Annotated in this window: 23 protein-coding genes; 7 read left to right on the forward strand and 16 right to left on the reverse strand. The window is 69.1% G+C overall.

Translation table 11 applies throughout. The features are described from left to right. Positions 1-1023: 1023 nt before the first annotated feature. A complete protein-coding gene (locus tag ACGFJ7_RS42015) occupies positions 1024-1179 on the reverse strand; it encodes a hypothetical protein (RefSeq protein ID WP_392647672.1) in 156 nt (51 codons plus the stop codon). Between the two features lie 1188 nt (positions 1180-2367). Between ACGFJ7_RS42015 and ACGFJ7_RS42020 the strand changes: the two genes are divergently transcribed. Then, positions 2368-3474, forward strand: coding sequence for a hypothetical protein (locus ACGFJ7_RS42020; RefSeq protein WP_392647810.1), 1107 nt, complete (start codon positions 2368-2370; stop codon positions 3472-3474). Positions 3475-3767: 293 nt separating this feature from the next. On the opposite strand, the gene ACGFJ7_RS42025 is transcribed toward ACGFJ7_RS42020, so the two are convergent. Together ACGFJ7_RS42025 and ACGFJ7_RS42030 are read right to left on the reverse strand one after the other, a co-directional pair. Next, the gene (locus ACGFJ7_RS42025; RefSeq protein ID WP_392647675.1) at positions 3768-4733 is read right to left on the reverse strand and encodes a D-alanine--D-alanine ligase; all 966 of its coding nucleotides are present in this window, start codon (positions 4731-4733) and stop codon (positions 3768-3770) included. A gap of 7 nt (positions 4734-4740) precedes the next feature. Next, the gene (locus tag ACGFJ7_RS42030; protein WP_360247937.1) at positions 4741-6048 is read right to left on the reverse strand and encodes a PLP-dependent aminotransferase family protein; all 1308 of its coding nucleotides are present in this window, start codon (positions 6046-6048) and stop codon (positions 4741-4743) included. A 157-nt stretch (positions 6049-6205) separates the two neighbouring features. Between ACGFJ7_RS42030 and ACGFJ7_RS42035 the strand changes: the two genes are divergently transcribed. Continuing rightward, entirely contained in the window at positions 6206-6874 is a 669-nt protein-coding gene (locus tag ACGFJ7_RS42035; RefSeq protein ID WP_360247935.1) for a GNAT family N-acetyltransferase, read from the forward strand. On the opposite strand, the gene ACGFJ7_RS42040 is transcribed toward ACGFJ7_RS42035, so the two are convergent. The 8 genes from ACGFJ7_RS42040 to ACGFJ7_RS42075 form a co-directional block, all read right to left on the reverse strand. Beyond that, positions 6871-8019, reverse strand: coding sequence for an N-acetylmuramoyl-L-alanine amidase (locus tag ACGFJ7_RS42040; protein WP_360247933.1), 1149 nt, complete (start codon positions 8017-8019; stop codon positions 6871-6873). The genes ACGFJ7_RS42035 and ACGFJ7_RS42040 overlap by 4 nt on opposite strands. Positions 8020-8115: 96 nt before the next feature. After that, a complete protein-coding gene (trxA, locus tag ACGFJ7_RS42045) occupies positions 8116-8439 on the reverse strand; it encodes a thioredoxin (RefSeq protein WP_360247931.1) in 324 nt (107 codons plus the stop codon). 16 nt (positions 8440-8455) lie between these two features. Next, complete coding sequence (gene trxB / locus ACGFJ7_RS42050) at positions 8456-9415, reverse strand: thioredoxin-disulfide reductase (RefSeq protein ID WP_360247929.1); 960 nt, start codon at positions 9413-9415, stop codon at positions 8456-8458. A gap of 126 nt (positions 9416-9541) precedes the next feature. Beyond that, positions 9542-10375, reverse strand: coding sequence for a hypothetical protein (locus ACGFJ7_RS42055; protein ID WP_392647679.1), 834 nt, complete (start codon positions 10373-10375; stop codon positions 9542-9544). Then, positions 10372-11007 (reverse strand): RNA polymerase sigma factor SigM, encoded by a 636-nt coding sequence (sigM, locus tag ACGFJ7_RS42060; protein ID WP_360247925.1) that lies wholly within the window; start codon positions 11005-11007, stop codon positions 10372-10374. Before sigM ends, ACGFJ7_RS42055 begins: the two co-directional genes overlap by 4 nt. 41 nt (positions 11008-11048) lie before the next feature. Further along, positions 11049-12578 carry a protein kinase family protein gene (locus ACGFJ7_RS42065; RefSeq protein WP_360247923.1) on the reverse strand — a complete coding sequence of 510 codons (1530 nt, stop codon included), beginning with the start codon at positions 12576-12578 and terminating at the stop codon, positions 11049-11051. Positions 12579-12833: 255 nt separating this feature from the next. Then, the gene (gene murJ, locus ACGFJ7_RS42070; RefSeq protein WP_392647813.1) at positions 12834-14588 is read right to left on the reverse strand and encodes a murein biosynthesis integral membrane protein MurJ; all 1755 of its coding nucleotides are present in this window, start codon (positions 14586-14588) and stop codon (positions 12834-12836) included. Between the two features lie 36 nt (positions 14589-14624). Continuing rightward, positions 14625-15494, reverse strand: coding sequence for a hypothetical protein (locus ACGFJ7_RS42075; RefSeq protein WP_360247921.1), 870 nt, complete (start codon positions 15492-15494; stop codon positions 14625-14627). 57 nt (positions 15495-15551) lie between these two features. Here ACGFJ7_RS42075 and ACGFJ7_RS42080 point away from each other — a divergent pair, with 57 nt between their 5' ends. Then, positions 15552-16985 (forward strand): CCA tRNA nucleotidyltransferase, encoded by a 1434-nt coding sequence (locus ACGFJ7_RS42080; RefSeq protein ID WP_360247919.1) that lies wholly within the window; start codon positions 15552-15554, stop codon positions 16983-16985. Here ACGFJ7_RS42080 and ACGFJ7_RS42085 read toward each other — a convergent pair. Both ACGFJ7_RS42085 and ACGFJ7_RS42090 read right to left on the reverse strand, forming a co-directional pair. Then, a complete protein-coding gene (locus tag ACGFJ7_RS42085) occupies positions 16982-18076 on the reverse strand; it encodes a TolB family protein (RefSeq protein ID WP_392647682.1) in 1095 nt (364 codons plus the stop codon). The genes ACGFJ7_RS42080 and ACGFJ7_RS42085 overlap by 4 nt on opposite strands. Further along, a complete protein-coding gene (locus ACGFJ7_RS42090) occupies positions 18073-18576 on the reverse strand; it encodes a SigE family RNA polymerase sigma factor (RefSeq protein ID WP_360247915.1) in 504 nt (167 codons plus the stop codon). The genes ACGFJ7_RS42085 and ACGFJ7_RS42090 overlap by 4 nt, the downstream gene beginning before the upstream one ends. 90 nt (positions 18577-18666) lie before the next feature. On the opposite strand from ACGFJ7_RS42090, the gene ACGFJ7_RS42095 reads away from it, so the two are divergent. Further along, complete coding sequence (locus ACGFJ7_RS42095; protein ID WP_360247913.1) at positions 18667-19122, forward strand: methylated-DNA--[protein]-cysteine S-methyltransferase; 456 nt, start codon at positions 18667-18669, stop codon at positions 19120-19122. A gap of 58 nt (positions 19123-19180) precedes the next feature. On the opposite strand, the gene ACGFJ7_RS42100 is transcribed toward ACGFJ7_RS42095, so the two are convergent. Continuing rightward, on the reverse strand, positions 19181-20260 hold the full coding sequence (locus ACGFJ7_RS42100) for an inositol-3-phosphate synthase (protein WP_360248303.1): 1080 nt from the start codon (positions 20258-20260) through the stop codon (positions 19181-19183). A gap of 20 nt (positions 20261-20280) precedes the next feature. After that, complete coding sequence (locus ACGFJ7_RS42105) at positions 20281-20931, reverse strand: PadR family transcriptional regulator (RefSeq protein WP_392647685.1); 651 nt, start codon at positions 20929-20931, stop codon at positions 20281-20283. Positions 20932-21089: 158 nt separating this feature from the next. On the opposite strand from ACGFJ7_RS42105, the gene ACGFJ7_RS42110 reads away from it, so the two are divergent. Next, on the forward strand, positions 21090-21560 hold the full coding sequence (locus ACGFJ7_RS42110) for a DUF5318 domain-containing protein (RefSeq protein WP_360247909.1): 471 nt from the start codon (positions 21090-21092) through the stop codon (positions 21558-21560). 314 nt (positions 21561-21874) lie between these two features. Here the strand turns inward: ACGFJ7_RS42110 and ACGFJ7_RS42115 are convergent, their stop codons facing one another. After that, positions 21875-22039, reverse strand: coding sequence for a hypothetical protein (locus ACGFJ7_RS42115; protein WP_360247907.1), 165 nt, complete (start codon positions 22037-22039; stop codon positions 21875-21877). A gap of 52 nt (positions 22040-22091) precedes the next feature. On the opposite strand from ACGFJ7_RS42115, the gene ACGFJ7_RS42120 reads away from it, so the two are divergent. Then, a complete protein-coding gene (locus ACGFJ7_RS42120; protein ID WP_392647688.1) occupies positions 22092-24539 on the forward strand; it encodes a transglycosylase domain-containing protein in 2448 nt (815 codons plus the stop codon). 140 nt (positions 24540-24679) lie between these two features. Next, positions 24680-26206 carry a glycosyltransferase 87 family protein gene (locus ACGFJ7_RS42125; RefSeq protein ID WP_360247904.1) on the forward strand — a complete coding sequence of 509 codons (1527 nt, stop codon included), beginning with the start codon at positions 24680-24682 and terminating at the stop codon, positions 26204-26206. The last annotated feature ends 496 nt before the right edge of the window (positions 26207-26702 follow it).

A 26702-nucleotide genomic window follows, 5' to 3' on the forward strand; every position in this document is an offset into this window, starting at 1 on the left:
GAGCCGGGAGCCGGGAGCCGGGAGCCGGGAGCCGGGAGCCGGGAGCCGGGAGCCGGGAGCCGGGAGCCGGGAGCCGGGAGCCGGGAGCCGGGAGCGGTTTCACGTGAAACCTCAGTTGTCAGTGACGCTCGACGGGCTCAGTGATCTCGAGCCAGCCAATTAGATCTCCCTCCGGGCACGGAATCTACGCACCGGAGGCGGGCGTAGAAATCCTCGAGCGACGCAAGCCGGCTGCGAATTAGAAGACCTTGTGTCCGTGTGTCATTGGCTGGTCATTGGGATCGTCGTCACCTGAAGGGCTCTCGGTAAGCGCCACGAACGATATTGACGGTGTGTCGGCCCACCCTTGTTCGGCCTCAATTGACGCCACTGAGTTGCCGTCGGCGGTCCAGAACCGGATCGCGCTCCGCTAACCCGTAGCCAGTCGGTCCCTAAGTTCCGGACCGCCCGTCGCCGGCCCCGACACTCCTGTAACCGGTATCCCGCCGTGATGCGAAGGTCTATGGCAGGAGCTGGACGAGAGCCATTCTGCCGACGAGTCGAGGCGAGGGGTGCCTTCCATATGTGATGCCGCCTGGACTTGTGCGTAGCGCGCTGCCCGAGACCGGCGACCACCCGCTGCTGCTCATCAGCGCGGGCGTCGGCATCACCTCTGAAGCTCGTTGACAATTGGCCGCCGCTGCGTCGTCGGCTGTGGGCGCTGATCGAGGCAGCAGCGGGCGGTAGCGGTGAAAACATAGGGGTCGGCCTGAGCCGTACTGCAGTGGCGGCTGTGGCGGCCCCAAAGTTGAGGTCCGTGCTCGACGGGACCATCAGGGAACAGATCTCCGGAGCGAAGGTCGCGTCCTAAGGCCGAGAGGGGAATGACGAACACGCCGAATTGCGGTTGGGACGTCTTCATGGCGGGAAGCCTTTCACGGATCTGCGTGTCGCGGATCGGGTCGTATCTTGGCGTCAGGCCAACGCCTACCCCGCTGGTGGTACGTCGGACCGGAACAAGGCGAGGCCGTCGGCGACGTGGGGTCATCCCGGCGAACCTGCGGCCGGCTTCGAGACGTAAGGCTTGGCAATGAGGCGGCGGTTTGTCGGGGCGACCAGCTCCGGCTCCCCCGGCTCGACGTGCTCGTTGGCCAGGTCCCGCACATCCGGGTAGGCGTAGCGGCTCGGTCTGCGGTCCAAGACAGCGGCCGTGCGGCCGGTGCGGTGACGGAGGTCCGGTCTAAGCCCTCGGCGCCGCTGGAGTGATGTCCTCGAACTTAGAGCGGATGATGCGCTAGACGGAGGGGCGGCTAGAGCTGTGGGTGGTTCAAGCTTGCTCGGCCGCAGGTCTACGACGACTGCGGCAGGAAATAGCGGGATTGCTGCTGTCACTCCGGAAGAAGTCAGCGGTACACGGCTCAGTAGATGCGATATGGGACCGGGTAGATCCAGCACTTCGAGCGGTGCCGGGCGACGATCGGCTTGCTCTGACAGCTACATAGGCCGCCGGCCGTCGAGGTGCCGTGTTGACCGCTGAGCGATGTGGGGCAGGCCCGCTTGGGAGTGGATAGGAGCGTGGCTGCATTGTCCGTGACAGGTGGCTTAGGTGGCCTTGAGGGAAGGCGCTGGAGGAAACAGCGACGGCCAAGAAGGCAAAGCGGAATGCGCGCGATAAGGCCCAGGCACCCCTGACTCGCCGGAGGCGGTCACCGTCGCCGTCTTCCTCAAACCAGCTCGAGGCGTAGTAGATGGGTCAGCTCGCCGGTATCACCTGTCCCGCGCTTCTCGGAGGTGGCCGACGCTCGGCACGCTTCGTCGTGGCCGTTCAAGGAATTCTTGGCTGAGACCCCCGCACGGGGTGGTAGCTGCTCGGGGCTGGAGCGGTCGTACCTGCCGACCCACGGAGGGCTGTGTCACCGATCTTCCATCGTCGGCGATGTCTAGACCTGATGAGGATTCACCTTCTGAGGGCGTCGCTGGTCGACTGGAGCCGGCAACGACTCACGTGGTGCGCTGGCGGTCAGACGGATGCGGGAGGGGCTCCGGGTTGTGGTTACGAAGTTATCCACACCCTGTGCGTAACGCCTGTTGACGACGAGTGGGGGCTGCGTTTCACGTGAAACGTGGCCGATGTGCTGTGGGTTCTCTGCTTAGGTATCCACAGGGGGTGCAAGCCTGCGACGTCGTGTTTCACGTGAAACGGGAGGGCCTGTGGATAACTTCTGTGGATAACTTTTCTGGTGCTGTGGTGCCCACGGATGGTGACGACGATCTACGTCGGGTGGCGCGCGACGGTGGGCGCGTGTCGTCCACAGGTCGCGAAAATTGACCCGGGACAGTGGGTCTGGCCTCGGCTAAGGTTCCCTCGTGCCCGACAACACCGTCCCTCTGCCTGGCTTCACTCGTTGGCCTTCGTTTCCGTTCGAGGGCGATATGCGGGTCAAGCCGCTGGCCGCTCCGGTTGAGGTGGAACCTCCGCGGGCCGGCGAAGACGCGGCCGACTGCGTTGCCTGCAATACGCCGGATGAGGCGTACATCTGGGTCAGTGAACGTTGGCGGGTGCGTGCGATGGACCGTCCGACGGGACTGCCCGTCGTGGTGATTTTGGAGTGCCGATCGCATCTGGATCTGGGAGATCTGCCGAACCTTCTGTCGGCGGAACTTGGTGTGATGACTGTTCGCCTGGAGCGCGCCATTCGGTCGCTCGACGGTGTTGCCCGGGTGCACGTCAATCGCTGGGGCGATGGCTCCGCTCATCTCCACATGTGGTTCCTGGCGCGGCCCTACGGTCGCCTTCAGCTGCGGGGCACCTTCCTCTCACTGTGGGACGACATCCTGCCCGTCATCCCGGAGCACGAGTGGCACGAAAACCTTGCCCTCGTCGCCGCCTGGCTCGCGGAATTCGGTGGCAAGGCGATCGCCGAGCCGGCGCACATCAAATGGGAGTCCCCCTCAACCATCAACCTCTCCCCCGATGGCGGAGGGCCTGATGGCGGAGGGCCTGATGGCGGAGGGCCTGATGGCGGAGGGCCTGATGGCGGAGGGCCTGATGGCGGAGGGCCTGACGGCGGAGGGCCTGATGGTGGAGGGGTCGATGGCGGCGGCCTCGTTGGCGGAGGGCCTGGTGCCGCCGGTCCCGTTAGCGGAAGGTCTGATGGCGGACCGCATGGCGGCGGCGGTTCCGAGGGCGGTGGGTCCGTTGGTAGAGGGGCCGGTGGCGGCCGTTCTGGTGGCGGAGGTTCCCTGGGCGGAGGAACTGAAGGCGGCGGTTCCGATGCGGGTGAACTCAACGACGGAGCCTCCGGCGACCGCGACACGGCCGACCTCCGCACCGCCGAACGCGATACTGCGGATCTCTACGGCGGCGCGTCCTACGGTGAAGGTCCTACAGGCGGTCGCCCTGCAACTCTCGGTGACGTCGAATTCGAGTCTGGCGAAGAGCCGCCGATGATCCCTACTCAGAACCCCCAGGCCCAGACGCCCTCTGCTTCCTGATCAGAATGTGCGGGTGGGCCGGCGGCCGCGTCCCTTGAGGACACAGTCGCCCGGCCAAGCTCTGAAGACGGAAAAGGAAGAGGCGGGGGCAGAACTAAGGTCTCTGTCATTTCGAGGGTGCGGGTCGCGGGCGGAGGGCTGGCGTAGCTGCACCGCTCAGAGGGCGGCGGAGCTGGGCTCCTCAGAGATGCGCGAGCAGCAGAACGAGGATGGGCTCGCTGGACTGGCTCCGCGAAGACGTTGAAGGCCGGCCACCGCGGGCCGGCCTTCTGAAGTGTGCTTCGGCGGGTAGGTCAGGCAGCCGCGCGGGCTACGGCTCGCTCGACCAGTGTGGACAGGATCTGGCCCAAGTCTTGGCCGGCGGCCTGGACTGCCAAGGGGAGCAACGACGTCTCCGTCATGCCCGGGGAGACGTTGATGCCCAGGACCTGGGGGGCGCCGCCGTCCTTCGGGACGATCAGGTCGACCCGGGAAAGGTCTCGCAAACCCAGCGCCTTGTGGGCCGCCAGGGCCGTCTCCGCCACCTGGGCGGCCACCGACTCGGACAAGCGGGCGGGGGCGTGCCATGTTGTGAGGCCGGCCGTGTAGCGGGCCGCGTAGTCGTACACACCGTCCCGGGGGACGATCTCGACCGTGGGCAGGGCCTCGGGGCCGGAGCCCAGGTCGATGATCGAGACCGCCACGTCTTTGCCGGGGACGAACTTTTCCACCAGGGCCGTCGAGTCGTACGCGAAGCAGCCCACCATCGCCGCCGGCAGGGCCGTGTCCTCGCGTACCACCGCTGCTCCCAGGCCGGAGCCGCCCTGGGCCGGCTTCACCATCAGCGGGAGGCCCAGGCGGTCGACGATGCGGTCCAGCACCGCCACCGCGCCCAGCTCCGAGAAACGGTCGTGTGGGAGCGCCACCCAGTCGGGGGTCGGGATGCCGGCCTCGCGCAGCCTCGACTTGGCCGAGGGCTTGTCCCAGGCCAGGCGGGACGCGCGGGCGTCGCAACCCACGTACGGGATGCCGCACAGGTCGAGGACTCCGCGCAGGCTGCCGTCCTCCCCCGTGGCGCCGTGCAGAGCGATCACCACTGCGTCCGGCGGGTCCTCCTGCAAGGACGGCAACAGCGCCACGTCGGCGTCGCGCATCTCGGCCTGGATGCCGGCCGCGCGCAGGGCGTCCACCGCGCGGCGGCCGGAACGCAGCGAGACGTCCCTTTCGTAGGAGAGGCCGCCGGCCAGGACCATCACGCGCACATCGTCACCCGTAACCATGAGGAGATCATGCCAAGTCGGGGCCGGGGGCGTCCGCGGCGGCCGTACCCCGGCGGCGGTGCGGTTGCGCGGCGGCCGGGCCGAAGACGGCGCGCATCGCCAGTTCCTGCTCCATGACGCCGGACAAGCGGCGGATGCCCTCGCGGAGGCGTTCCGGCGACGAGAACGAGTAGTTGAGCCGCATGTTGCTCCGGCCCGTGCCGTCCGCGTAGAAGCCCGTACCCGGCACGTACGCCACCCGGGCCGCGATCGCGCGCGGCATCATTGCCTTGGAGTCGAGGCCTTCGGGCAGGGTCGCCCAGACGAACAGGCCACCCGTCGGGTGGGTCCATGTCGTGCCGGCCGGCATCAGGTCGCGCATGGCGCCGAGCAGGGCGTCGCGGCGTTCGCGGTAGATCTCGCGGTAGACCTTGATCTGCTCGCGCCACGGCATCGTCGACAGGTACTGCGTCACCGCGCCCTGCGCGAACGCGCTGGGGCACAGCACATTCGCTTCGCTCATCATGACGAGCTTTTCCCGTACGGCGTGAGGCGCCAGGATCCATCCGACGCGCAGCCCGGGCGCGAACGTCTTGGAGAACGTGCTCACGTAGAACACACCCTCGCGGCGGCGGGCCCGCAACGGCCGCGGGGCGTCACCCTCGAAGGACAACATGCCGTACGGGTCGTCCTCCACCACCAGCAGGCCGGCGCGCTCGCAGATGTCGAGCACCTGTTCGCGGCGCTCGTCGGTCAGCGTCATGCCGCCCGGGTTCTGGAAGGTGGGGATCGTGTAGAGGAATTTCGCCTTGCGGCCCGAGCGCTCGACCTCGGCGATCGCCTCCTCGAGGGCGGCCGGGATGAGACCCTCGTCGTCCATGGCGATGTGCCTCACCTGTGCCTGGGCGGCCTGGAAGACGCCGAGTGCGCCGACGTAGCTCGGCCCCTCGGCGAGGACCACGTCGCCCGGGTCCAGGAAGAGGCGGGCGAGCAGGTCGATCGCCTGCTGTCCGCCGACGGTGACCACGACGTCGTCGGGGGACGCGCCGCTGATGCCGGACAGGGACATGACCTCGCAGATGCGCTCGCGCAGCTCGATCGTGCCCTGGCCGATGCCGTACTGGAGGCTGGTGGCGCCCTGCTCGGCGGCGAGGTTGTTGAGCATCTCGCCGACCGCGTCGAGCGGCAGGGCGGCGATGTAGGGCGAGCCGCCGGCGAGCGACACCACCTCGGGACGACTGGCCACGGCGAAGAGTGCGCGAATCTCGGACGTGGTCATGCCACGCACCCGGCGCGCGTAGCGATCGGTGTAGTCGTCCTGGGTTGTGCCGGTCATGCGGCTCTCACCTCGCTCTGGGAGACAGAGTTCCGATGGTAGTCGGGCTCGCCACTCCAGGCCCTCGGTTAACCGGCCAGGGTGCCCCAACTGGTCCCGTTCATGGGTATTGCGGCGTAGGATCCCCATCGGGGTACGGAGTTCAAGGGGGACGACTGTGTCACGACGCCTGGTCAACCTCACTTTGGACACGCTCGAGGATTTGCCGCGGCCATGCCGGCAGTGCGTTTTCTGGGAGCTTGACCCGGTTTCGGCGGAGCGCGCGTGCGCGTCAGGTGACCCGGGGCTCGAGAAGGAAGCGTGGGTGTCGCAGACCCTGCTGGAGTGGGGTTCCTGCGGCAAGCTGGCCTACGTCGACGGCATGCCGGCCGGTTTTGTGATGTACGCCCCACCGGCGTACGTCCCCCGTTCGATGGCCTTTCCGACCTCGCCGGTGAGCGCCGACGCCGCGCTGCTGATGACCTCGCACGTGGTGGCCGCCTTCGCCGGCGGCGGGCTGGGCCGCATGCTCGTGCAGGGTGTGGCCCGTGATCTCACCAAGCGCGGGGTCAAGGCGATCGAGGCCTTCGGCGACGCGAAATTCGGCGAGGCCGACGAGGAGAAGCAGGCCGGCTGTGTCGCTCCGGTCGACTTCTTCCTCTCGGTGGGCTTCAAGACCGTACGGCCGCACCCGCGCTACCCCCGGCTGCGACTCGAGCTGCGGACCGCCCTGTCGTGGAAGTCCGACGTCGAGTACGCGCTGGAGAAACTGCTCGGCTCGATGAGCCCGGAGACCTTGCTGCGGCCGGTCCGCCCGGCCACAGCCACCCGTACCGTCGAGAACTAAGCCCGGTTGGAGAGCGCGAGGCGCAGCTGGCGTACGTCGATCGAGCCGGTCGGCACGTCGCGCTCGACCGGGAAGTACATGCGCTGGACGGCGGCCAGGATCGCCTCGACGATCTGCTCGCGGAACAGCGGGTTCACCAAGCGGTCGCGGTCGGCCGGCGAGGTCAGATAACCCAGATCGACCCGGACGGCCGGCATCCGCGTCAGGCGCAGGAGCTCCCACGTCTTGGCGTGGATGTGGCAGTCGCGCATGCCGGTCCGTACGACGATCTCGCGCTGGACCAGGTTGGCCAGCCGCTCCCCCACGGTCGAGCTCAGGCCGCTACCGGTGCCGTAGTGGTAGGCCGCGACGCCGTCGGCGGCCTCGTTGTCGTGGCCGTCGAGGTGCAGCGAGATGAGCAGGTCGGCGCCGAGGCTGTTGGCCAGCGCGGCCCGGTCGGCGCCGCTCATCGGCTCGGTGGGGTGCGGGCCGCGGGTCAGGTGGACCCGCATGCCGGCGGCGGCGAGCCGGCCCTCGAGGCGGGCGGCCAGGTCGAAGACGAGGTCGGCCTCGGTCCAGCGCAACGGGCCGTCGGGGACGACCACGCCGGTGTCATCGCCACCGCCGTGGCCCGGGTCGATCACGATGGTCTTGCCGACCAGGTTGGTGCCGGCCTGCCGGAACGCCTCGGCCTCGCGCAGCCACTGCGGGCGGCCGCCGACGACCTTGCGGCCGAGCCGGCGCAGCGCCTTGAGGGTCTGCGGGCCGCAGGAACCGTCCGGGGTGAGGCCCACCTCACGCTGGAACTGGGCCACCGCGCGGGCCGTCCGGGCGCCGTAGATCGAGTCGGCGCGGCCGGCGTCGAAGCCCATCTCGAGCATCCGCTCCTGGAGCGTGCGCACGTCCTCGCCGACCAGGGCGTCGGGCACCGAGTGGAACAGGGTGCGCGCGCCGAGACGCCAGCGGGCGGCGTCGAGCGCGCCCCAGGTCTCGTCGCCGACCAGACCGTCGACGCCGAGGCCACGGCCCTGCTGGAAGGCGCGGACCGCCTCGTCCATCTCGTCGTCGAACACATCCGACGCCGTGGTGAGCAGGTCCAGCCCGACCAGGATCGATCGGATCTCGGCAACGGCCGGGCCGCTGTCTCCACGCCGGATGGAACGCACGCGCGACTCCCTAGTACGAAGAACGACTCTGAGGAGAGTACCCCTGACGCGCCCGTGCCCCGCGTCCACGAGGGACGCGGGGCACGGGTCAATCGCTCAGAGGGCGGATTCGATGAAGTTGACCAGGGCGCTCTTGGGCTTGGCGCCGGTGACCGAGTTCACTGCCTCGCCGCCCTTGAAGATGGTCAGCGTCGGCACCGACATCACGCGGTAGGCCCGGGTGGTCTCCGGGTTCTCGTCGATGTTGATGCTGACGATCTGAACCTTGTCGCCCATCTCCTTGGCGATCTCGTTCAGCAGCGGGTCGACCTTCTTGCAGGGCGCGCACCACTCCGCCCAGAAGTCGACCAGCACCGGCTTGTCGGACTGCAGCACGTCGCTCACAAAAGTGGCGTCGCTGATCGCCTTACCTGCTCCCACTAGGACCCTCCCGGTCTTACAGCTCTACGAATGACGCGATGAAGCGTTCGGCGTCCAGCGCCGCGGCACAACCCGTGCCGGAGGCCGTGATGGCCTGACGATAGGTGTGGTCGACGAGGTCGCCGGCGGCGAAGACGCCCTGGACGTTCGTCCGGGTCGACGGGTGGTCGACCTTGACGTACCCCTCGTCGTCGAGCTCGACCTGGCCCTTGAACAGCTCGCTGCGCGGGTCGTGGCCGATCGCCACGAAGACGCCGGTCACGTCGAGGACCTTGGTCTCGCCGGACTCGATGTTCTTCAGCCGTACGCCGTTGACCTTGCCGTCCTCGCCGAGGATCTCCTCGACCACGGAGTTCCACTCGACCTTGATCTTCGGGTTGTTCAGGGCGCGGAGCTGCATGACCTTGCTGGCCCGGAACGAGTCGCGGCGGTGCACGATCGTCACCGTCTCGGCGAAGCGGGTGAGGAAGGTCGCCTCCTCCATCGCGGAGTCGCCGCCGCCGACCACCACGATGTTGTGGTTGCGGAAGAAGAAGCCGTCACAGGTCGCACACGACGAGACGCCGTGGCCGAGCAGTTCCTGCTCACCGGGAACGCCGAGCGGACGCCAGGCCGAACCGGTCGAAAGGATGACAGCGCGGGCGAAGTACTCCTTGTCGCCCACCCAGACGGTCTTGAGGCCTTCGGTGCCGGCCTCGGTCGGCTTGTCGGTCAGCTCGACCCGGGTGACGTCGTCGGTGATGAACTCGGCGCCGAACTTCTCGGCCTGCGCGCGCATGTTGTCCATGAGCTCGGGGCCCATGACACCGTCGCGGAAACCGGGGAAGTTCTCGACCTCGGTGGTGGTCATCAGCGAGCCACCGGACTGCACACCCTCGATGACGAGCGGCTTGAGGTTGGCGCGGGCCGCGTAGAGCGCCGCGGTGTAGCCGGAGGGCCCCGAACCGATGATGATCAGATTACGGACCTCGTCCACTGCCGACTCCTCAGTCTGCTCAGCGCCCGCGGGAAATGCCCGCTCGGCGACACTGCACGCTAGAACGCCATGCTAGGCACACACCATTCCCACACGTGGGTCGTGTCCGACCTCACCCGGGGCTGATCAGCGTACCGGCACTCGCGCCAGGGTGTCCGCGTCACCGGCGGGCGAGCCGCAGTCCGGGCCGCTGGCCCAGGCCCAGACGCCGTTGCCCGCGGTGAAGCGCACCACGACGGCCGGCTTGCCGTCGAAACGGGCGTAGTCGACCGACTCGACGGCGATGGGGCCGGCCGCGTTCGCCCGCTGGATGGCGTCGAGGCATTCCTGGAGAGCGGCGAAGGGCAGGAGCCGGGACAACTCGGGCGCGGTGGCCGCGGCGGCGCGGTCGCTGTTCTTTTCCGCCGAGAAGGTCTCGTCCGGGTTCGCGGCCGCGCTGAGCGGTTCCGAGGGAGCGTTCGCGAGGGTGGCCTTGGTGTAGTCGGTGCCGCTCGAGAGGGTCGGCGGGGCGGCCGTCGGCGCCGCCTGTTCGGCCGAACCGGCGGCGCTGCTGGAGGCGGTGTTGTCGGCGGCGTTGTCACGGCCGGCCAGGTAGTCGGCGCCGAAACCCACGAAAGCGACGACCCCGGCGGCGATGGCGATCGGGGTCACCCAGCGCCGCTGCCTTCTTTTCGGTACGGACCCGGTGTCGTGCACCAGCTCGAGGCGCGGCGGGGCGCTGAACGCCTCGTCCAGCCGGGCGGCCAGGTCGGCCGGCATCGGCTCGGGCGACAACCGGCCCAACTCGGCGCCGACCATGGCCATCCGGCCACCCAGCGTCTCGTACGCCGCCCGCCACCGAGGGTCGTCGGCGATCAGGGTGGACACCACGGACTCGTCCGGCGTGCCCTCGAGGGCACCGCCGATGTAGTCCGCCAGCAGGTCGATGTCGACCCCGCTGAACTCCGCCGCCCCGGTCACCTCTGGTCCCTCCGCTCCGCCGCCGGTCCCGATGGGACGGATGTGGACGCCCCCCGGTTCCCCTCGGTGGGGTGAGCGATGTCTCCCAGCGCGAGTGCCATCTTGGCTCGCCCGCGGGCGCACCGGCTCTTGATCGTGCCGATCGCCACCCCGAGGATTTCGGCCGCCTCGGCCACCGGGTAGCCCTGCACGTCGACCAGGACGATGGCCGCCCGCTGGTCGGCCGGCAGGGCGGCGAGCGCCTCGCGGACCACCAGGGCCGTCTCATGATCTTGGACGGGGGCGGCCGGTTCCACCCCGGACGGGCGGTCGTCGGAGCGGCTGCCGTCGGGCAGCGGCACGGTCGGGTGCGCCTGGCGTCGGCGGATCCGGTCGAGGCAGGCGTTCACCACGATGCGGTGCAGCCAGGTCGTGACGGCCGAGTCGCCCCGGAACCGGGCAGCGTTGCGGTGGGCCGAGAGCAGCGCGTCCTGCACGGCGTCGGCGGCCTCCTCGCGGTCGCCGATCGTGCGCAGGGCGACCGCCCACAGCCGGTCCCGGTGGCGGCGCACGAGCTCACCGAACGCCTGCTTGTCGCCCTCGACGTGGGCGCGGAGCAGGTCGGCGTCGCTGGCACCGTCCCCGGAAGTCACGGGAGCAATCTAACCGGACCGGTCGAGACGGCGGGAGCCGCTCAGTACCCGTACACCTCGATCTTGTTGACGCTGACCTTGTAACCGCCGCCCTCGTCGGCCTTGGGCAGCTTGGTCAGGAAGACCAGAACGTACTGGTACTTGGTGTTGGGGTCGAAGGGCGAGAAGACCTCGCGCGTGCCGTCCGTCGTGGTGTCGCCGTCGCCCAGACGCTTGTACGTCTGCATGATCTTGGCGTCGCCCTCGGACGTGTCGCCCGGGTCGCTCGTGCCGGCCCGGATGTCCATCGTGACGCCCGGCTGCGACATCTCGACCTCGATCTCGGAGAGCGAGCGGGGCGTTTTGAGGTTGATCAGGACACCCATGCCGGGCTTGCGGGTGCCGAAGTTCGGCTGCTTGAACCGCTGGGTCTCCCAGGCCGACTCGGGATCGTTGTCCACCGTGAACTTCGCCTGGCCGGTGTCCTCGCGGTCACCGTCGGGCGGGTCGACGATGCGCACCATGTCGGCGGTGAGCGCGATCTTCTTGGGCTGGGGCGCCGGGGTCTGCTCGTCGCCGCCGGTCGCGCCGCTGTCGGCGCCGGCGTTGGCCTGGGTGGTGTTCGACGGGTCGGGGTCGTTCGACGAGGTGATGGCACGGATGCCGAAGACCAGGCCGACCACCGCGATGACCACCAGCGCGGCCACCCCGAGGAAGATCTTGGGGGTGCTGCGTACGGGCTCGGTCGTCGTGTTCTGCGCGAAGCGCAGGGGGCCGACGTCCTCGTACTCGTCCTCGGCGGCGTCGAGCCGGGCCAGCTCGGCGGTGAGCGCGTCGGCCTCGGGAGCGGCCACGCGACGGTCGAGCAGGTCCATCGTCAGGTCGTCGAGGTAGGCCGGCACGCCGGCGCGGAGCTGGCGGGGGGCGGCGGGGTTGCCGCTGGCGTCGCGGCTCGCGTCGGGCAGCGTGGAGTCGCCGACCTCGGTCCGCGGCCAGTGGCCGGTGAGCGCGAAGTAGAGGATGCCGCCGACCGCGCGGACATCGCCCTCGACGTCGTCGGCCGAGTCGGCGCGCGCGTCGGCCAGGACCACCCGGCCGTCGTCGCCGATCAGGACGGTGCCGGGGTGCACGTTGCCGTGCACCATGCCGGTGGCGTGCACGGCGGTCAGCGCGTCGGCGATCGCGTGGGCGATGCTGGTGGCGCGGGCCGGATCGAGCGGGCCGTCGGAGGCGACCAGCTCACGCAGCGACTCGCCGTCGACCCACTCACGAACCACGTACGACCGGGAGCCCTCGTCGATCGCGTCGTAGACGCCGACCAGGTTGGGGTGTATCACCCGGCTGGCGTCGACGGCGGCCTGGAGCATCTCGGAGGCGGAGTCGCCACCCGGGTACCGCAGCACCACCGCGACCGGGCGCCGGAGGATGACGTCGATGCCGCGCCAGACCTGACGGCCGGCACTGTCGTTGTTGACGTGCTCCTCGAGGCGGTAGCGCTCGGCCAGCACCTCTCCGGCCGCGGGAGCACCAAAGGTCATGACCGGCCCGTCCGCATCGGCCGCGGTCTCATGGCCTTCGCCGACCTGGGTCACCCGTCCTCCTCAGTGCTCGACGCACGGGACCGTGCTGGGTGCGAGCGCTCGTTCGAAACAACCGTGCTCGTTCAAGACAACAGTGTTCGCCTGAAACAACAGCGTGCGAAAGAGCACATGCCGACACCGACCATACCCGCCCGGGGCCATGCCGCGGCAGGTCGTCCCCCCGGCGCGGCAGCGCGAAATGCCCGGCTTTGTAGATGATCGTCCGCGCCGTTTGGAGGAAAACCCGCAGCTCAGGACCGTCCGAACTCAGCGGCCGATCTTGCGGCGAACCATGCCGACGACCTGATTGACCTCGGCGACGCGCAACATCGTTGCCGCACCGAGATAGGCCACCAGAATCACCGCGCCGCCGGCCGCCAGCTGGATCAGCGCTTCACCGCGACCCGACGGCGAGCCCGCCCCCGGCAGGAAATGCACCACGAGCAGGCCGAGGGCGGCGGCGACGGCGGCCGCGACAACGATCTTGATCAGCCCGGCGGCGAGAGAGCCGAGGTTGAGCCGGCCGATCCGGCGGCGCAGAACGGCGAGCGAGATCAGCGCCGAGACCGCGTACGAGATGCCGTTGCCGGCTGTCATACCGGCCGCCGAGAGCGAGCTGCTGAGGACTTCCGCCAGCACGATGTAGGCGCCGATGCGGACCGCGACGACCGGCAGGTTGATCAGGGCGGCCGTCTTGTTGCCCTGCAGCGAGTAGAAGGTGTACGTGCAGAGTTGGCTGATCGAGAACGGCAGCACCGCGAAGGCGGCCACCACGAGCACGGTTCCGGTGGCCAGCGCGTCGCTGTTACGGAAGGCGCCGCCCTGGAACAGGGTGACCGAGAGAGGTGCGCCCAAGACGCCGTAGATGACCGCGATCGGCGCCAGCGCCGTGACCACGAGACGGATGGCCCGGCTCAGATCGGCGCTCACCTCCGCGTAGCGGCCGTCGGCCGCGGCCGCGCTCATCTTGGGCAGCAGCGCGGTCATCACCGACACGCCGATGATGCCGTGGGCCATGGTGAGCAGCAGGAACACATTGTTGAAGGCGAGAACGCTGGCGCTGTCCTTGCCGGCGACCCGGTTCAGGATGCGGACGACGACGAAGACGGCGACCTGGTTGGCCGCGACGTAGCAGAGCATCCAGCCGGCCAGCCGGCCGATCTCGCCCAGGCCCAGCGACCTGGGGTCCCAGCGCCACTTCCAGCTGAAGCCGACCTTGCGCAGGGCCGGGAGCAGCCCGACCGCCTGCGCCACCATGCCGAGCAGGGTGCCGCCGCCGATCACGAGGATCTGCGTGGCGGTCAGATTCTCCGGCTTCACGCCCTCCTTGACCGTGCCGAAGAAGGCTATGAACGCGCCGCAAGTGGCGATCACGACGATGTTGTTGAGGATCGGCGCCCAGGTCGGCGCGGCGAAGTGGCCGCGAACGTTGAGCACCGCGGCGATCAGGCCGGACAGGCCGGTGAAGAAGATGATGGGCAGGATCAGGTACGCGAAGTGCGTGACCAGGTCCTTGTATCCCTGCGTGTTGCCGTCGCTGGCCTGGATGGCGGTGATGACCGGGGCGGCGATCACGACGATGACGGTGGCCAGGCCCAGCGAGACGATCGCGAAGGTGAGCAGCTTGCGGGTGAACTCGAGCCCGCCGTCCGGATCTTCCTTGCGGCGCCGGACCAGCAGCGGGATGAGGACGCTGGAGAGGATGCCGCCGAGCAGCAACTCGTAGATCTGGCCCGGAAGGAACTGGGCGCTGGTGTACGCGTTGCCGATGACGTTGCCGAGCGTGATGCCGATCAGCGCGTTGCGGACGAAGCCGATGATCCGGCTGGCGAAGCTGCCGATGGCCATCATGGCGCTGTGCGCCGTGGTGTTGCCGACGTCGTCGCTGGGCAGCGCCTCACCCCCGGTCGCGGCCGCCCCGGGCAGCTGTTCCTCGACCGAGATGACGGTGACGCCGTCCTCCGGGCGCACCGGTTCGCCGTCCGGCGCCGCGTGCGCGCTGCGGTACAGGCCGCTGTTCACCCGTTTCTCCCGACCGTCGTACAACACGTACGTACCTTAAGTCCGTCGTTCCAAGAGGGCGCCGGGTGTGGCACCGGCGAGGGTTTCGACCATCCAGCAGGCTTCGGCCGGCACCAGTGGCTCGCTCAGCGCGTCCAGCACCGTCGGATGATCGCAGCCGGCCTCGGTCAGCGCAGCCAACAGGGTCGGAATGCGCCGAAGGTCACCGGTGTCCAAAATCTGCCGGGCGAGTTGCCACGTGTCGGCGTACCACTGCTGATGGGGCACGAGCCGCAGGTGCTCACCGGCCCGGCGTACACAATCGGCCAGGGACTCCGCCGGAAAGCGTGACCCACCGCGGACCTCGCGGAAAGCGAAGTCGGGCTCGGTGATCGCCTCGATCGTCGCCTCGTCGAGGACCTGGGGCGACTCGGCCGGCGGCGAGGGCCACCAGTCGTCGCTCGCGAACAGCGGCAGAGGTGTCTGCTCGGGTCCGTGGGGCACGGCCGGGGCCACGTCCCGGCGCAGCGAGCGGTAGGCGGCCTGACGGGTCGCGACGGCCTTGGGGTCGTCGTCCGGCGCGAAGGGCGACAGCAGGGCCACCACCAGGCCCGGATGGGGCAGCGTGGGGTCCTCCCAGGCGATCACCCGAGCGCAGAGTTCGAGTTCCGGCCAGCGCAGCGCGGCCGGAAAGGGGCCGTCGGCCGGGGCCGAGCCGAGCTGGACGGGCTCGCTGGAGGCGGGACCGCGCAGGCCCAGGGTCCGCTCACCGGTGGCGAGGTCGAGATCGAGCACCAGCGCGTACCCTCCGGTGACCGGCAGGGTCACCCGCAGTTCGCGCTGGCCGGGGTCGTCGGTGGTCGCGCTCTCGCCCGTCCAGAACCGTGGGTCCAAGGCCAGGCGGCGGAGCGCCTCGGAAACGGGCACCGGCCTATCCTGCCCGCTGTCACCTCGCTCTGCTAATCCGGATACCCTGGTAACCCCATGTCTGTTCTCAATTCCGCCCAGCAGAGCGCGGTCGCCGAGTTGCTCCGTGTGTCCCCACTCGCGGACGAGCTGGGGCGCCGCTTCGGCGCCGCCGGCCACGAGCTGCATCTCGTCGGCGGATCGGTGCGGGACGCCCTTCTCGGCCGTCTCGGTGACGATCTCGACTTCTGCACCGACGCGCGGCCCGAGCAGACCCTGGCGGTGGTGCAGGGCTGGGCCGACGCGATCTGGGAGACCGGGCGCGAGTTCGGCACGATCGGCATCCAGAAGAACGGTCTGCGGCTCGAGATCACCACCTTCCGGGCCGAGGCGTACGACGGGGTCACCCGCAACCCCGTGGTCGAGTACGGCACGTCCCTGCTCGACGACCTGGAACGGCGCGACTTCACGATCAACGCGATGGCGGTGTCGCTGCCCGGGCACGAGTTCACCGATCCGTACGGCGGCCTGGACGATCTCGCCGCGAAGGTGATCCGGACGCCGGCCGCGCCCTCCCAGTCCTTCGGTGATGATCCACTTCGGATGCTGCGCGCCGCGCGTTTCGCGGCCAAGCTGCAGTTCACTGTGGATGAAGCGGTCATCTCCGCCATGACGGAAATGTCAGCCGACCTCGACCGGATCACCGCGGAGCGGATCCGCGACGAGTTCACGAAGCTCATGTGCGGCGCCGACCCCATCGCCGGGCTGCGGCTGCTGGTCGACACCGGCCTGGCCGACCGGTTCATCCCGGAGATCTCCGGACTCAAGCTGGAGATCGACGAGCACGCCCAGCACAAGGACGTCTACGAGCACACGCTGATCGTGGTCATGAACGCCATGCGGCTCGAGGGCGACGAGGGTCCCGACTTCGTGCTGCGGATGGCCGCGCTCATGCACGACGTCGGCAAGCCGGCGACCAAGGCGGTCGGCCGCGACGGCCGGGTCAGCTTCCACCACCACGAGGTGGTCGGCGCCCGCCTGACCAAGCAGCGCATGAAAGCCATGAAGTACCCCAAGGACGTCACGTCCGACGTGGTCGAGCTGGTCGGCCTCCACCTGCGCTTCTACGGGTACGGCCGGGGCGAGTGGACCGATTCGGCGGTACGCCGCTACGTGACCGACGCCGGACCGCTGCTCGAGCGCCTGCACAAGCTCACCCGCTCCGACGTGACGACCCGCAACCGGCGCAAGGCGGCCAACCTGGCGGCCGACTACGACGCGCTGGAGGAGCGGATCGCCCGGATCGCCGCCGAGGAGGACCTGGCCCGGGTCCGCCCCGACCTCGACGGCAACGCGATCATGGAGCTGCTCGGCGTGCCGCCCGGCCCGGTCGTGGGCCAGGCCTGGCGCCACCTCAAGGAGCTCCGCCTCGACAACGGCCCGCTGACGCGGGACGAGGCCGAGGCCGAGCTCTACAAGTGGGCCCGCGACAACGGGCACCTGCCAGGCTAGGGAACCCCGGCGCTGACCGAGCGGTACCTGAAGTCGCGGGGAAGCGTCATGACCTCGACGACCGTGCCGTTCGGGTCGTACAGGGTCGCCAACTTGTCGGTGAGGCCGAGGATCTGCCCGCTCGGCAGGAACCGCACGTTCGAGTCGGGGATCTCCTTGACGATCTTTCCGGTCGTCGTGTCGGCGATCCGCCGCCCGGTCCCACCCAGCTCGGCCGCCTCCAGAAGGACCCGGCGGCCGTCCGGCGACCAGGCGTTCCCGCTGACCGGCACGCCGGGCACGGGCAACGTGCGTACCTGCTTACCCGTGGCGACGTCGTAGATCGCGACCTCGCCGACCCGGTCGGCCACCTCCTCCGACTGCGCGGCCGACAGATCACGCCGGGCGATGGCGACGCTTCGGCCGTCCGGCAGCCAGGTGAAGAAGCAGTTGTCCGGGCAGACCGCCATGGCGTCGGGTACCGAGTGCCGGGTCATCCGGCCGGTAACCGCGTCGATCACGGTGTAGCCCTTGAGCGTCGAGGCGAGCAGGCGGGTGCCGTCCGGCGACCACTGCGGGTCGAGCGTGTAGGCGACCCGCACCCACTTCATCCCGCCGTCCGCCCGGATGAGGCCGAGCCCGCCGCCGCCGTCGCTGACGACACCGCGGTTCTTCTTGGGCGCGCCCCACACCGTGTAGTAGTCGTTCTTGAGCACCACGTACCGCCCGGTCGCCCGGTCGAGAACCACGTTGCCCGTCGGCAGCGTACGGCCGGCGGGGTTGTCCTGCCCGACGTTGGTCCTGGTCACCGCGGTCACGACGGCGCCGCCGGGCAGCTTGAGCGGCGCCGTCGTCCAGTTCTGCGGCGCGGCGGTCCGCCGGATCGCGGTCGGCGCCGGGGTCGGGCTGACCGGCGCGGGTTGCGCCTGGTGCTGCTTGACGATGACGTACGGGGTGACAGCCAGCGCCATCACCGCGAGGGCCACCCCGGCCTGGCGGCGCCGGCGGATCCCGCGGCCCTTCCGCCGCGCCGCGCCGGCCAGGTCGAGCGGCATCGGGGCGCTCGCGGCGAGGTCCTTGACGGTGGCACGCACGCTTTCCTCCAGGTTCATCGAGAGGCCTCCATCCGCCACGTGCTCGTGCCGATCTTGTCCCGCAGCTTGGCCAGCGCCCGGGAGGACTGGCTGGCCACCGTCCCCGGCCGGCAGCCCAGCACCTCGGCGGTCTCCTCGACCGTGCGGTCCTCGAGATAGCGCAACACCAGCACGGCTCGCTGCCGCGCGGGCAGGCTCATCAGGGCCTCGCGGAGCGCCACCCGCTCGGCCATGTCATGTTCGGCGCCGGGCCGGTCCGGCACCTCGGCCATCGGGACTTCCCGGCCGTGCCCGGCCCGCCGCCAGCCCGAGACCCGGTCGTTGTAGATGATCCGCCGTACGTAGGCCTCGGCGTCACCGTGAATACGCGGCCAGCGGGCGTACGCCTTCGCGAGCGCCCCCTGCACCAGGTCCTCCGCGGCGCGGCCATCCCCCGTCAGCGCGTGCGCGATCCGGAGCAGCACCTGCCCCCGTTCCGCGACGAACGCGTTGAACTCCGCCTCCAGCGACTGCTGCACTCGCCACCTCCGGTGTGTATGACGCCCGGCGGCCGGAAAGGCTTGCATGGATTTCTCAAGTTGTCGTACCCCGGGCGCAGAATGGGGCCCATGTACGTCATCGACTCACCGATCGGGCCGCTCGGCGTCGTGGTCGAGGGCGACACGGTCGTCAACGTCCGCTTCGCGGCGCGCCCGGGGCCGTCCGGCGACCACCCGGCCCTGGCCGAACTGCGGGCCTATTTCGCCGGCGAGCTGACCGACTTCACAGTGCCCTTCGAGCTGCGCGGCGGCTCCGACTTCGAACGGGCCGTCTGGGCCGAGATCGCCGCGATCCCCTACGGCGAGATGATCACGTACGGCGCGATCGCCACCGCCCTCGGCGACCCCGGAGCGGCCCGAGCCGTCGGGACGGCCTGCAACCACAACCCGATCCCGGTCATCGTCCCGTGCCACCGGGTCGTCGGCGCCGGCAACAAGATGGTCGGCTTCGGCGGCGGCCTCGACCGAAAACGCCGGCTCCTGGAGCTGGAGGCCAGGGTCGCCCTGGCCCGTGCCTGGGGCTGACACAGCAAAGGCCGGCCCGCAGACGCGGGCCGGCCTTACCAACAGCTGGTGGTGCTGGTCAGCGCTCGATGTCGCCGCGGATGAAGGCCTCGACGGCCTCCTTGGCGTCGTGGTCGTTGTACTGGACCGGGGGGGACTTCATGAAGTAGGACGAGGCCGAGAGGATCGGGCCACCGATGCCGCGGTCCTTGGCAATCTTCGCGGCGCGGACGGCGTCGATGATGACACCGGCCGAGTTCGGGGAGTCCCACACCTCGAGCTTGAGCTCGGCGTTGAGCGGGGTGTCACCGAACGAACGGCCCTCGAGGCGGATGTACGCCCACTTGCGGTCGTCGAGCCACGGCACGTGGTCCGACGGGCCGATGTGCACGTCGCTCTTGACCATCTCGTGCGGGATCTGGCTGGTCACCGACTGGGTCTTCGAGATCTTCTTCGAGACCAGGCGGTTGCGCTCCAGCATGTTCATGAAGTCCATGTTGCCGCCGAAGTTGAGCTGGTACGTACGCAGCAGCTCGACACCGCGGTCCTCGAACAGCTTCGCCAGCGCGCGGTGCACGATGGTGGCGCCGACCTGGCTCTTGATGTCGTCGCCGACGATCGGGAGACCGGCGTCGGTGAACTTCTGCGCCCACTCCGGGTTCGAGGCGATGAACACCGGCAGCGCGTTGACGAAGGCGCAGCCGGCGTCGATCGCGGCCTGGGCGTAGAACTTGTCGGCCTGCTCGGAACCCACCGGCAGGTAGGAGACGACCACGTCGACCTGCGCGTCCTTCAGCGCCTGGACGACGTCGACGGCCTCGACCGAGGACTCCTCGATGATCTCGCGGTAGTACGTGCCGAGACCGTCGAAGGTCGGTCCACGCAGGACGCTGACGCCGGTCGGCGGCACGTCGGTCAGCTTGATGGTGTTGTTCTCACTGGCGTTGATCGCGTCGGAGAGGTCCATGCCGACCTTCTTGGCGTCCACATCGAACGCCGCGACGAACTCCACGTCAGAGACGTGGTAGTCGCCGAAGGTCACGTGCATGAGACCCGGAACGCGGTCGTTGGGGTCGGCGTTCTTGTAGTACTCCACGCCCTGCACGAGGGACGAGGCGCAGTTACCCACACCGACGATGGCGACGCGGACGGAGCCCATCGCGTTTGCCTCCTTGTTCATCACGGCCGGTCCTGATGCGGACGCGGTTTTTCCAGGGGTGCGTCCCCGGACACTGGCGCTGGTGACTGCTCAGTGGCGGGGATGTCGAAGGACCCGGCGGAGGCCGCCGGGGCTCGGCCGGAGCGCTCGTTGGTGATGAGCTCCTCCAGCCAGCGGACCTCGCGCTCGCAGGCGTCGAGTCCGTGGCGTTGCAGTTCGAGGGTGTACGCGTCGAGCCGGCCGGCGGCACGCGAGAGCACGTCACGCAGGCCTTCCCGGCGTTCCTCGATCCGGCGGCGGCGACCCTCGAGGATCCGCAGCCGGGTCGCGCGGTCGGTCCGCGAGAAGAAGGCGAAGTGAACTCCGAAACCGGCGTCGTCGTACGTCTCCGGGCCGGCCTGGGCGAGGAGATCGGCGAACCGTTCCTTGCCGTCCGCCGTGATCTTGTAAACAACCCGGCCCCGTTTGCTGGTCATCGGGGGGATCATCGACGGATCGGATGCTGATTCCGTGATGAAGCCGGCTGTTTTCAGGCGCTTGAGCGTCGGGTAGAGCGTGCCGTAGCTGATCGCGGCGCGGATCGTGCCGAGTTTGGTGGCGAGCTCCTTGCGCAGCTCGTATCCGTGCATCGGGGTCTCCTGGAGGAGGCCGAGAATCGCCAGTTCCAACATTGGCTCTCCCTCCCCCATGTCCCGATGTATCGGCCCGATACATCGCTACCGTAGATCCGTCGGCAGAACTGTGCAAGCTGTTCACGAGTGAGCCACCGCCACGCCACGCTCCGTGATGGATATCGCCGCTTCCCGTCCGACCGCGTACTCTCTTCGCCATGCGCACGCAGCGGCAGGTGGTGGACTACTCGCTACAGAAGCGGGCAGTCCTGCGTGACGTGCACAACGGCAAGATCGGGACGCTCGAAGTCTGCGATGCCTCGCCGTACCTGAAAAGCGCTGCTCGATTCCATGGCGAGCCGACCGACGACCGCTGCCCGATCTGCCGCCGCGACAACCTGACACTCGTGCACTACATCTATGGCGATGAGCTCAAGCAGTCCGCCGGCCAGGCCCGTAAGCTCGCCGAGCTGCCGGTCCTGGCGATGACGCTGCGTGAGTTCCAGGTGTTCGTCGTAGAGGTGTGCCAGTCCTGCGCGTGGAATCACCTGACCCAGCAGTACCTCCTGGGCCGGGACGCGCTCACCGCCGACGAGCTTGATCAGGTCGAGGCCGTCGCGGTCTCGGCCGCCGCGGGCCGCCACCGCGAGCCAGGATCGTCGTTCCCCGGCTGGGACGGCCGCCGATGAAGTGGATCGATCCGGCTACCGTGAGCACGACCCCGACCGAACCGCGCATCCAGCGCCATGTTCGGTCATTCACGACATCCGACAGGGCGGCTGCCGGTACGCAGCCCATATCGTCCGCTCGTGGCGCAACCGCAGGGGGCCCCTCCAGGGCTCCTTTTGTGTGCGCCCCCGCGACCGAGGTGTGACCGCATGAACTCGTACGGCGATTCGCAGTCTCCGCGTGCCCGGGCCCAAGTGCCCGGGGCTGCGGGCTCCACGCCTGACGACGACCAGTCATCTTCGTACTCCGCCTCGGCTCGCCCAGCGCCGGACGCCTACCGCCGCGGCACTGGTGGCCGGGCCTCGGTGGCCGGCAGCGCCTCGGTCGGCTCGGCCGCACCGGGCCGCGCCTCGGTCGCCGGCAGCGCCTCGGTCGGGTCGGCTTCGGCCGGCCGCGCCTCGGTGGGCAGCGCGTCGGTGGGCAGTGCCTCTGTGGGCAACGCCACTCCGGGCCGCGCGTCGGTGGGCAGTGCGTCGGTCGGCAGCGCGTCAGTGGGCAGCGCGTCAGTGGGCAGCGCCTCGGTCGGAGCGGCCCGTGTCGGCGCGGCGGGCGCCACGGCCCGCGCCGCGGTCCGCCCGGTCGGCACTCCACCCGGCACCCCGCCCGGCGACGAGGGCGCCATCGGCGGCGGACGGTCCGGTCGCGGCAAGGACAAGTCCAAGGCGGCCAAGCGCCGCCGCCGCACCAACATCCTCACCGCCGCGGCCGCCGTCATGGTCATCCTGCTCGGCGCCGGCGTCGTGGGTGGCACCTACTTCTTCGACGACGTCGACCTGCCCCCGCCGGTGAGCGAGGACCAGTCGAACGTCATCAAGTACTCGAACGGCCAGACGATCGCCAAGCTCGGCGAGCAGAACCGCACGGTGGTCCCCGAGGCGAAGATCAACAAGATCGTGGAGCACGCGGTCGCCGCCGCCGAGGACAAGAACTTCTACGACCACCACGGCATCGACATGAAGGGCATCGTCCGCGCCGCCTGGAACAACTTCACCGGCGGCGCGACGCAGGGCGCGTCGACGATCACCCAGCAGTACGCGCGGCACGCCGCCGACCTCAAGGCGATCAGCATCAACCGCAAGCTGCGCGAGGCCGTGATCGCCCGCAAGCTGGAGAGCCAGTACAACAAAGACCAGATCATGGGCATGTACCTGAACTACATCTATCTGGGTGAGGGCAGGTACGGCATCGAGGCCGCGGCGCAGGGCTACTTCGGCAAGTCGGTGCAGACGCCGGCCGGGCAGAAGAACGCCATCACGCCGTACGAGGCCGCGGTGCTCGCCTCGATCATCAAGCAGCCGGAGCCCGAGCCCGGCAACGGGCACAAGGGCTACGACCCGAACTACAACCGTGCCGCCGCCATTGACCGGTGGGAATACACGATGAAGAACATGCTTGAGAAGAACTGGATTTCTCAAGCGGAGTACGACGCCCGCAAGTACCCCAAGGTCAAGCCGATCGCCAAGGCCGGCGGCAACAGTGCCACCAGCGGCCCGGTCGGCGTGGTCATGCGGCACGTCCGGGCCGAGCTGGCCGAGATGGGCATCAGCCCGCAGGAGTTCGACAAGGGTGGCCTGACGGTCACCACCACGATCAACCCCGCGGTGCAGAAGGCGGCCGAGGAGGCGGGCTCGCGTAAGAGCGAGACCTCGCCGATGAACGCGAAGCCCGCCACGTACCAGGCGGCCGTGATCGGCATCGACCCGAAAACGGGCGGCGTGATGGGCTACTACGGCGGTGACGACCCCAACGGTCTCGACTACGGCGGCTACATGGACGGCCAGTCCCTCAAGGTCACGGGTGGGCAGTCGCCGGGCTCGACGTTCAAGATCTACACGTTGGCGGCCGGTCTGAAGGAGGACATCTCCTTCAAGACGACCTGGGACGGTTCCAAGGTCCGGCCGAACGGCAAGGAGATCAACAACGCCGACGCCCCGCCGGGCAAGGTCTGTGGCGGAAAGATCAAGTACTGCGATCTCGAGACGTCCACGATCCGGTCGTACAACTTCGCCTTCTACTGGATGGCTGACGCCATCGGCCGGGAGAAGGTCATCCAGGCCGCCGTCGACGCCGGTGTGCAGCACATGTTCCCGGACAAGGGCGCGGCCGTCGACCTGACCAAGACCAACGCGTCCACCTGGAAGAAGAACTTCGACAACGAGGTCGCGTTCGGCCAGTACCGTGTCCCGCCGCTCGAGCACGCCGAGGGCGTGGCCACGATCGTCGCCGGCGGTATCCACAACAACGCCCACTTCATCAAGGAAGTGCGCAAGGTCGACTCGGAGACCGGCAAGGTCACGATCATCAACAAGCAGAAGGTGGCCGGCAAGCGGGTCTTCGACGAGGCCCAGATGTCGAACCTTCAGGGCGTGATGGCCAAGATCGTCGAAGAGGACGACCGTGACCTCAAGGACGGCCGTGAGTCGATCGCCAAGAGTGGTACCTGGGAGTTCAACGGCGGCAGCGGTGACACCTGGTTCGTCGGCGGCATCCCGCAGCTGGCGGCCACCGTCTGGGTCGGCGGCAAGAACAACAAGGTCGAGCTCAAAGACGGCAAGAAGGACATGTTCGGCGCGGGCACGCCGTCCAAGATCTGGAAGAAGTTCCTCGACGCCGCGTCCGAGGCGATGAAGTGGGACAACGAGGACTTCCCGAAGCGGGTCGAGACCGGTAACCCGGACAGCCCCTACGCCAACGGCCAGGAGCCCCCGCCCCCGCCGGTCCAGCAGACCGATCCCAACCAGGGTTGCCCCCTCGGCGGCATCTTCGGCTGTGACAACCAGCAGCCGAACGGCGGCAACAACAACGGCGGCAACAACGGGGGCAACAACAACGGCGGACCCGGCAACGGCGGTGGGAACCCCGGCGGCGGCAACAACAACGGCGGCAACGGCCCGAACGGCGGTAATACGAACCTGCCGACCAATCAGGGCGAGGATTAGCGGTCTGAGCCCGTGAAGCGCACGAAGCCGGCGCGCACCCGCACAGGGTGCGCGCCGGCTTCGTTCATCTCCGGTTTCGGGCGATATTGCCAGTAGGTCGTGACCAAAGCGGACGCCCGAGTACGGCATGATGCCATGACATGAGCACGCAACCGCCCGAGGACATCGACCGCACCGACCAGCCGAGCGCGCCGGCGACCTCGGACGGCTTCGTGCGCGGCCTCTCCCAGGCGATCGGCGGCCCGCTCGGCTCACACGCGGTCCGGCCCGGCAACCGGCCCGGGCGGTTCTGGACGGCCACCCGCATCATCCTCGCGCTGACGTGCCTGACCCTCGCCTTCTCCTGGGTGCAGAAATCGCCCTGCCAGAGCGGCGACTGGCAGCAGAACGTCCAGTACACGAGGTTCTGCTACACCGACGTGCTCGCGCTCTACTACGCCGAAGGCCTCAACGAGGGCAAGGTTCCCTACGTCGACCACCCGGTCGAATACCCCGTCGTCACCGGCTACTTCATGGGTGCGCTCGGGCTGCCCGTGCACGCGTACGGCAAATCGCATCCCGAGATCAACCAGGGCACCTGGTTCTACAACGTGAACGCGTTCGTGCTGTCCGCGCTGGCGGTGGTGACCGCGGCGGTGATCCTCGCCCTGCGGCGGCGCCGCCCCTGGGACGCGGCGATCTTCGCGGTGTCCCCGATCCTCTTCTTCACGGCGACGGTCAACTGGGACTTCCTGGCCATCGGCCTGGCCGCGGTCGGTCTGTACCTCTGGGCGAAAAAGCATCCGGCCTGGGCCGGTGTCTTCCTCGGGCTGGGCGCGGCGGCGAAGCTGTGGCCGCTGTTCATCATCGGCCCACTGTTCCTGCTGGCGTTGCGGTCCAAGGCGCTGCGATCATGGGGCTGGGCCGCGGCGACCACGGCGCTCACCTGGGTCGTCGTGAACTTCCCGGTCTTCTGGTGGTACCGGGAAAGCTGGCTGAGATTCTTCCGGCTCAACGAGGAACGCCCGATCGACTGGGGCACCCTCTGGTACGTGGGGCGCTACCTGGACAGCAAGTGGTTCGCCGGCACTCCGGGCGATCAGGGCCCGTTCCAGTGGCTGGGTAACCACGTCCCCACCCTCAACTACGTGTCGTACGCGCTGTTCGCGCTCTGCTGTGCGGGCATCGCCGTACTGGCCTGGCTGGCACCGCGCCGCCCCCGGCTCGCCCAGCTCAGTTTCCTGGTGGTCGCCGCGTTCCTGCTGACCAGCAAGGTCTGGTCCCAGCAGTACGTCCTCTGGCTGCTGCCCCTGATCGTGCTGGCCCGCCCGAAGTGGGGCGCGATCATCGCGTGGACGGTGGCGGAGTTCGCGTACTTCACGGCCTTCTACGCCGAACTGCTGGGCGCGGGCGGCAAGCCGGTGATCCCCGAGGGCACGTTCGTGCTGGCCTCCACCCTGCGCCTGGTCACCGTGGCCGTCCTGTGTGGCCTGGTGGTGCGCGAGATCTGGAAGCCGGACCTCGACGCGGTACGCCAGAACTACGCGGACGACCCGGACGGCGGCACGCTCAACCGCCCCGACGCGCCCTGGATCGACCGGCTGCGAAGGGCCTTCCGGCTCGACCGCTCCCCCGCGCCTTCATCACCCCCACCCTCCTCGCCACCGCTGGAGACGGCGAAGGTCTGACGCTCAGTTCCCCGAAATCCACCCCGACATACGGCAGAGCGCGATCGCCCGCGGCGGCGCGCTCCAGCCGCCGACTTGACCGCGGCGTTCGACCCGGGGGACGTACGCGGCGGGCAGCGGCCCACACGGGCCGGATCGTCCCCAATGGTCTGGTCGATCAGCGCCCGCAGTCATCTCCTCGGCCACGACCCTGGCGACGTGCCCCGCTGATCCCGCCCGAACGACAGGAACCGTCGGCAGGGGCGGGTCGTCGGACGTTGCGCGTTCGGCTTGGCAGTGTGGTCGGTGTGGGGATGACGGTCTTCAGCTGGTGAGTGGCGGTGGCGTTGTGGTGGTCGGCGGCAAGGAAGGGCCGGCCGGGAGGGACTGCTGCGGCGACGGGGTGCCCGCGAGGGGTGGCTGGAGCGACGGCTGTGCGAACGGGTCGGCCGGGAGCGATGGCTGTGCGAACGGGTCGGCCGGAAGCGACGGCTGTCCGAAAGGGTTAGCCGGGAGT

It is taken from the genome of Actinoplanes sp. NPDC048988 (genome assembly GCF_043197815.1).
Classification (GTDB): Bacteria; Actinomycetota; Actinomycetes; order Mycobacteriales; family Micromonosporaceae; genus Actinoplanes.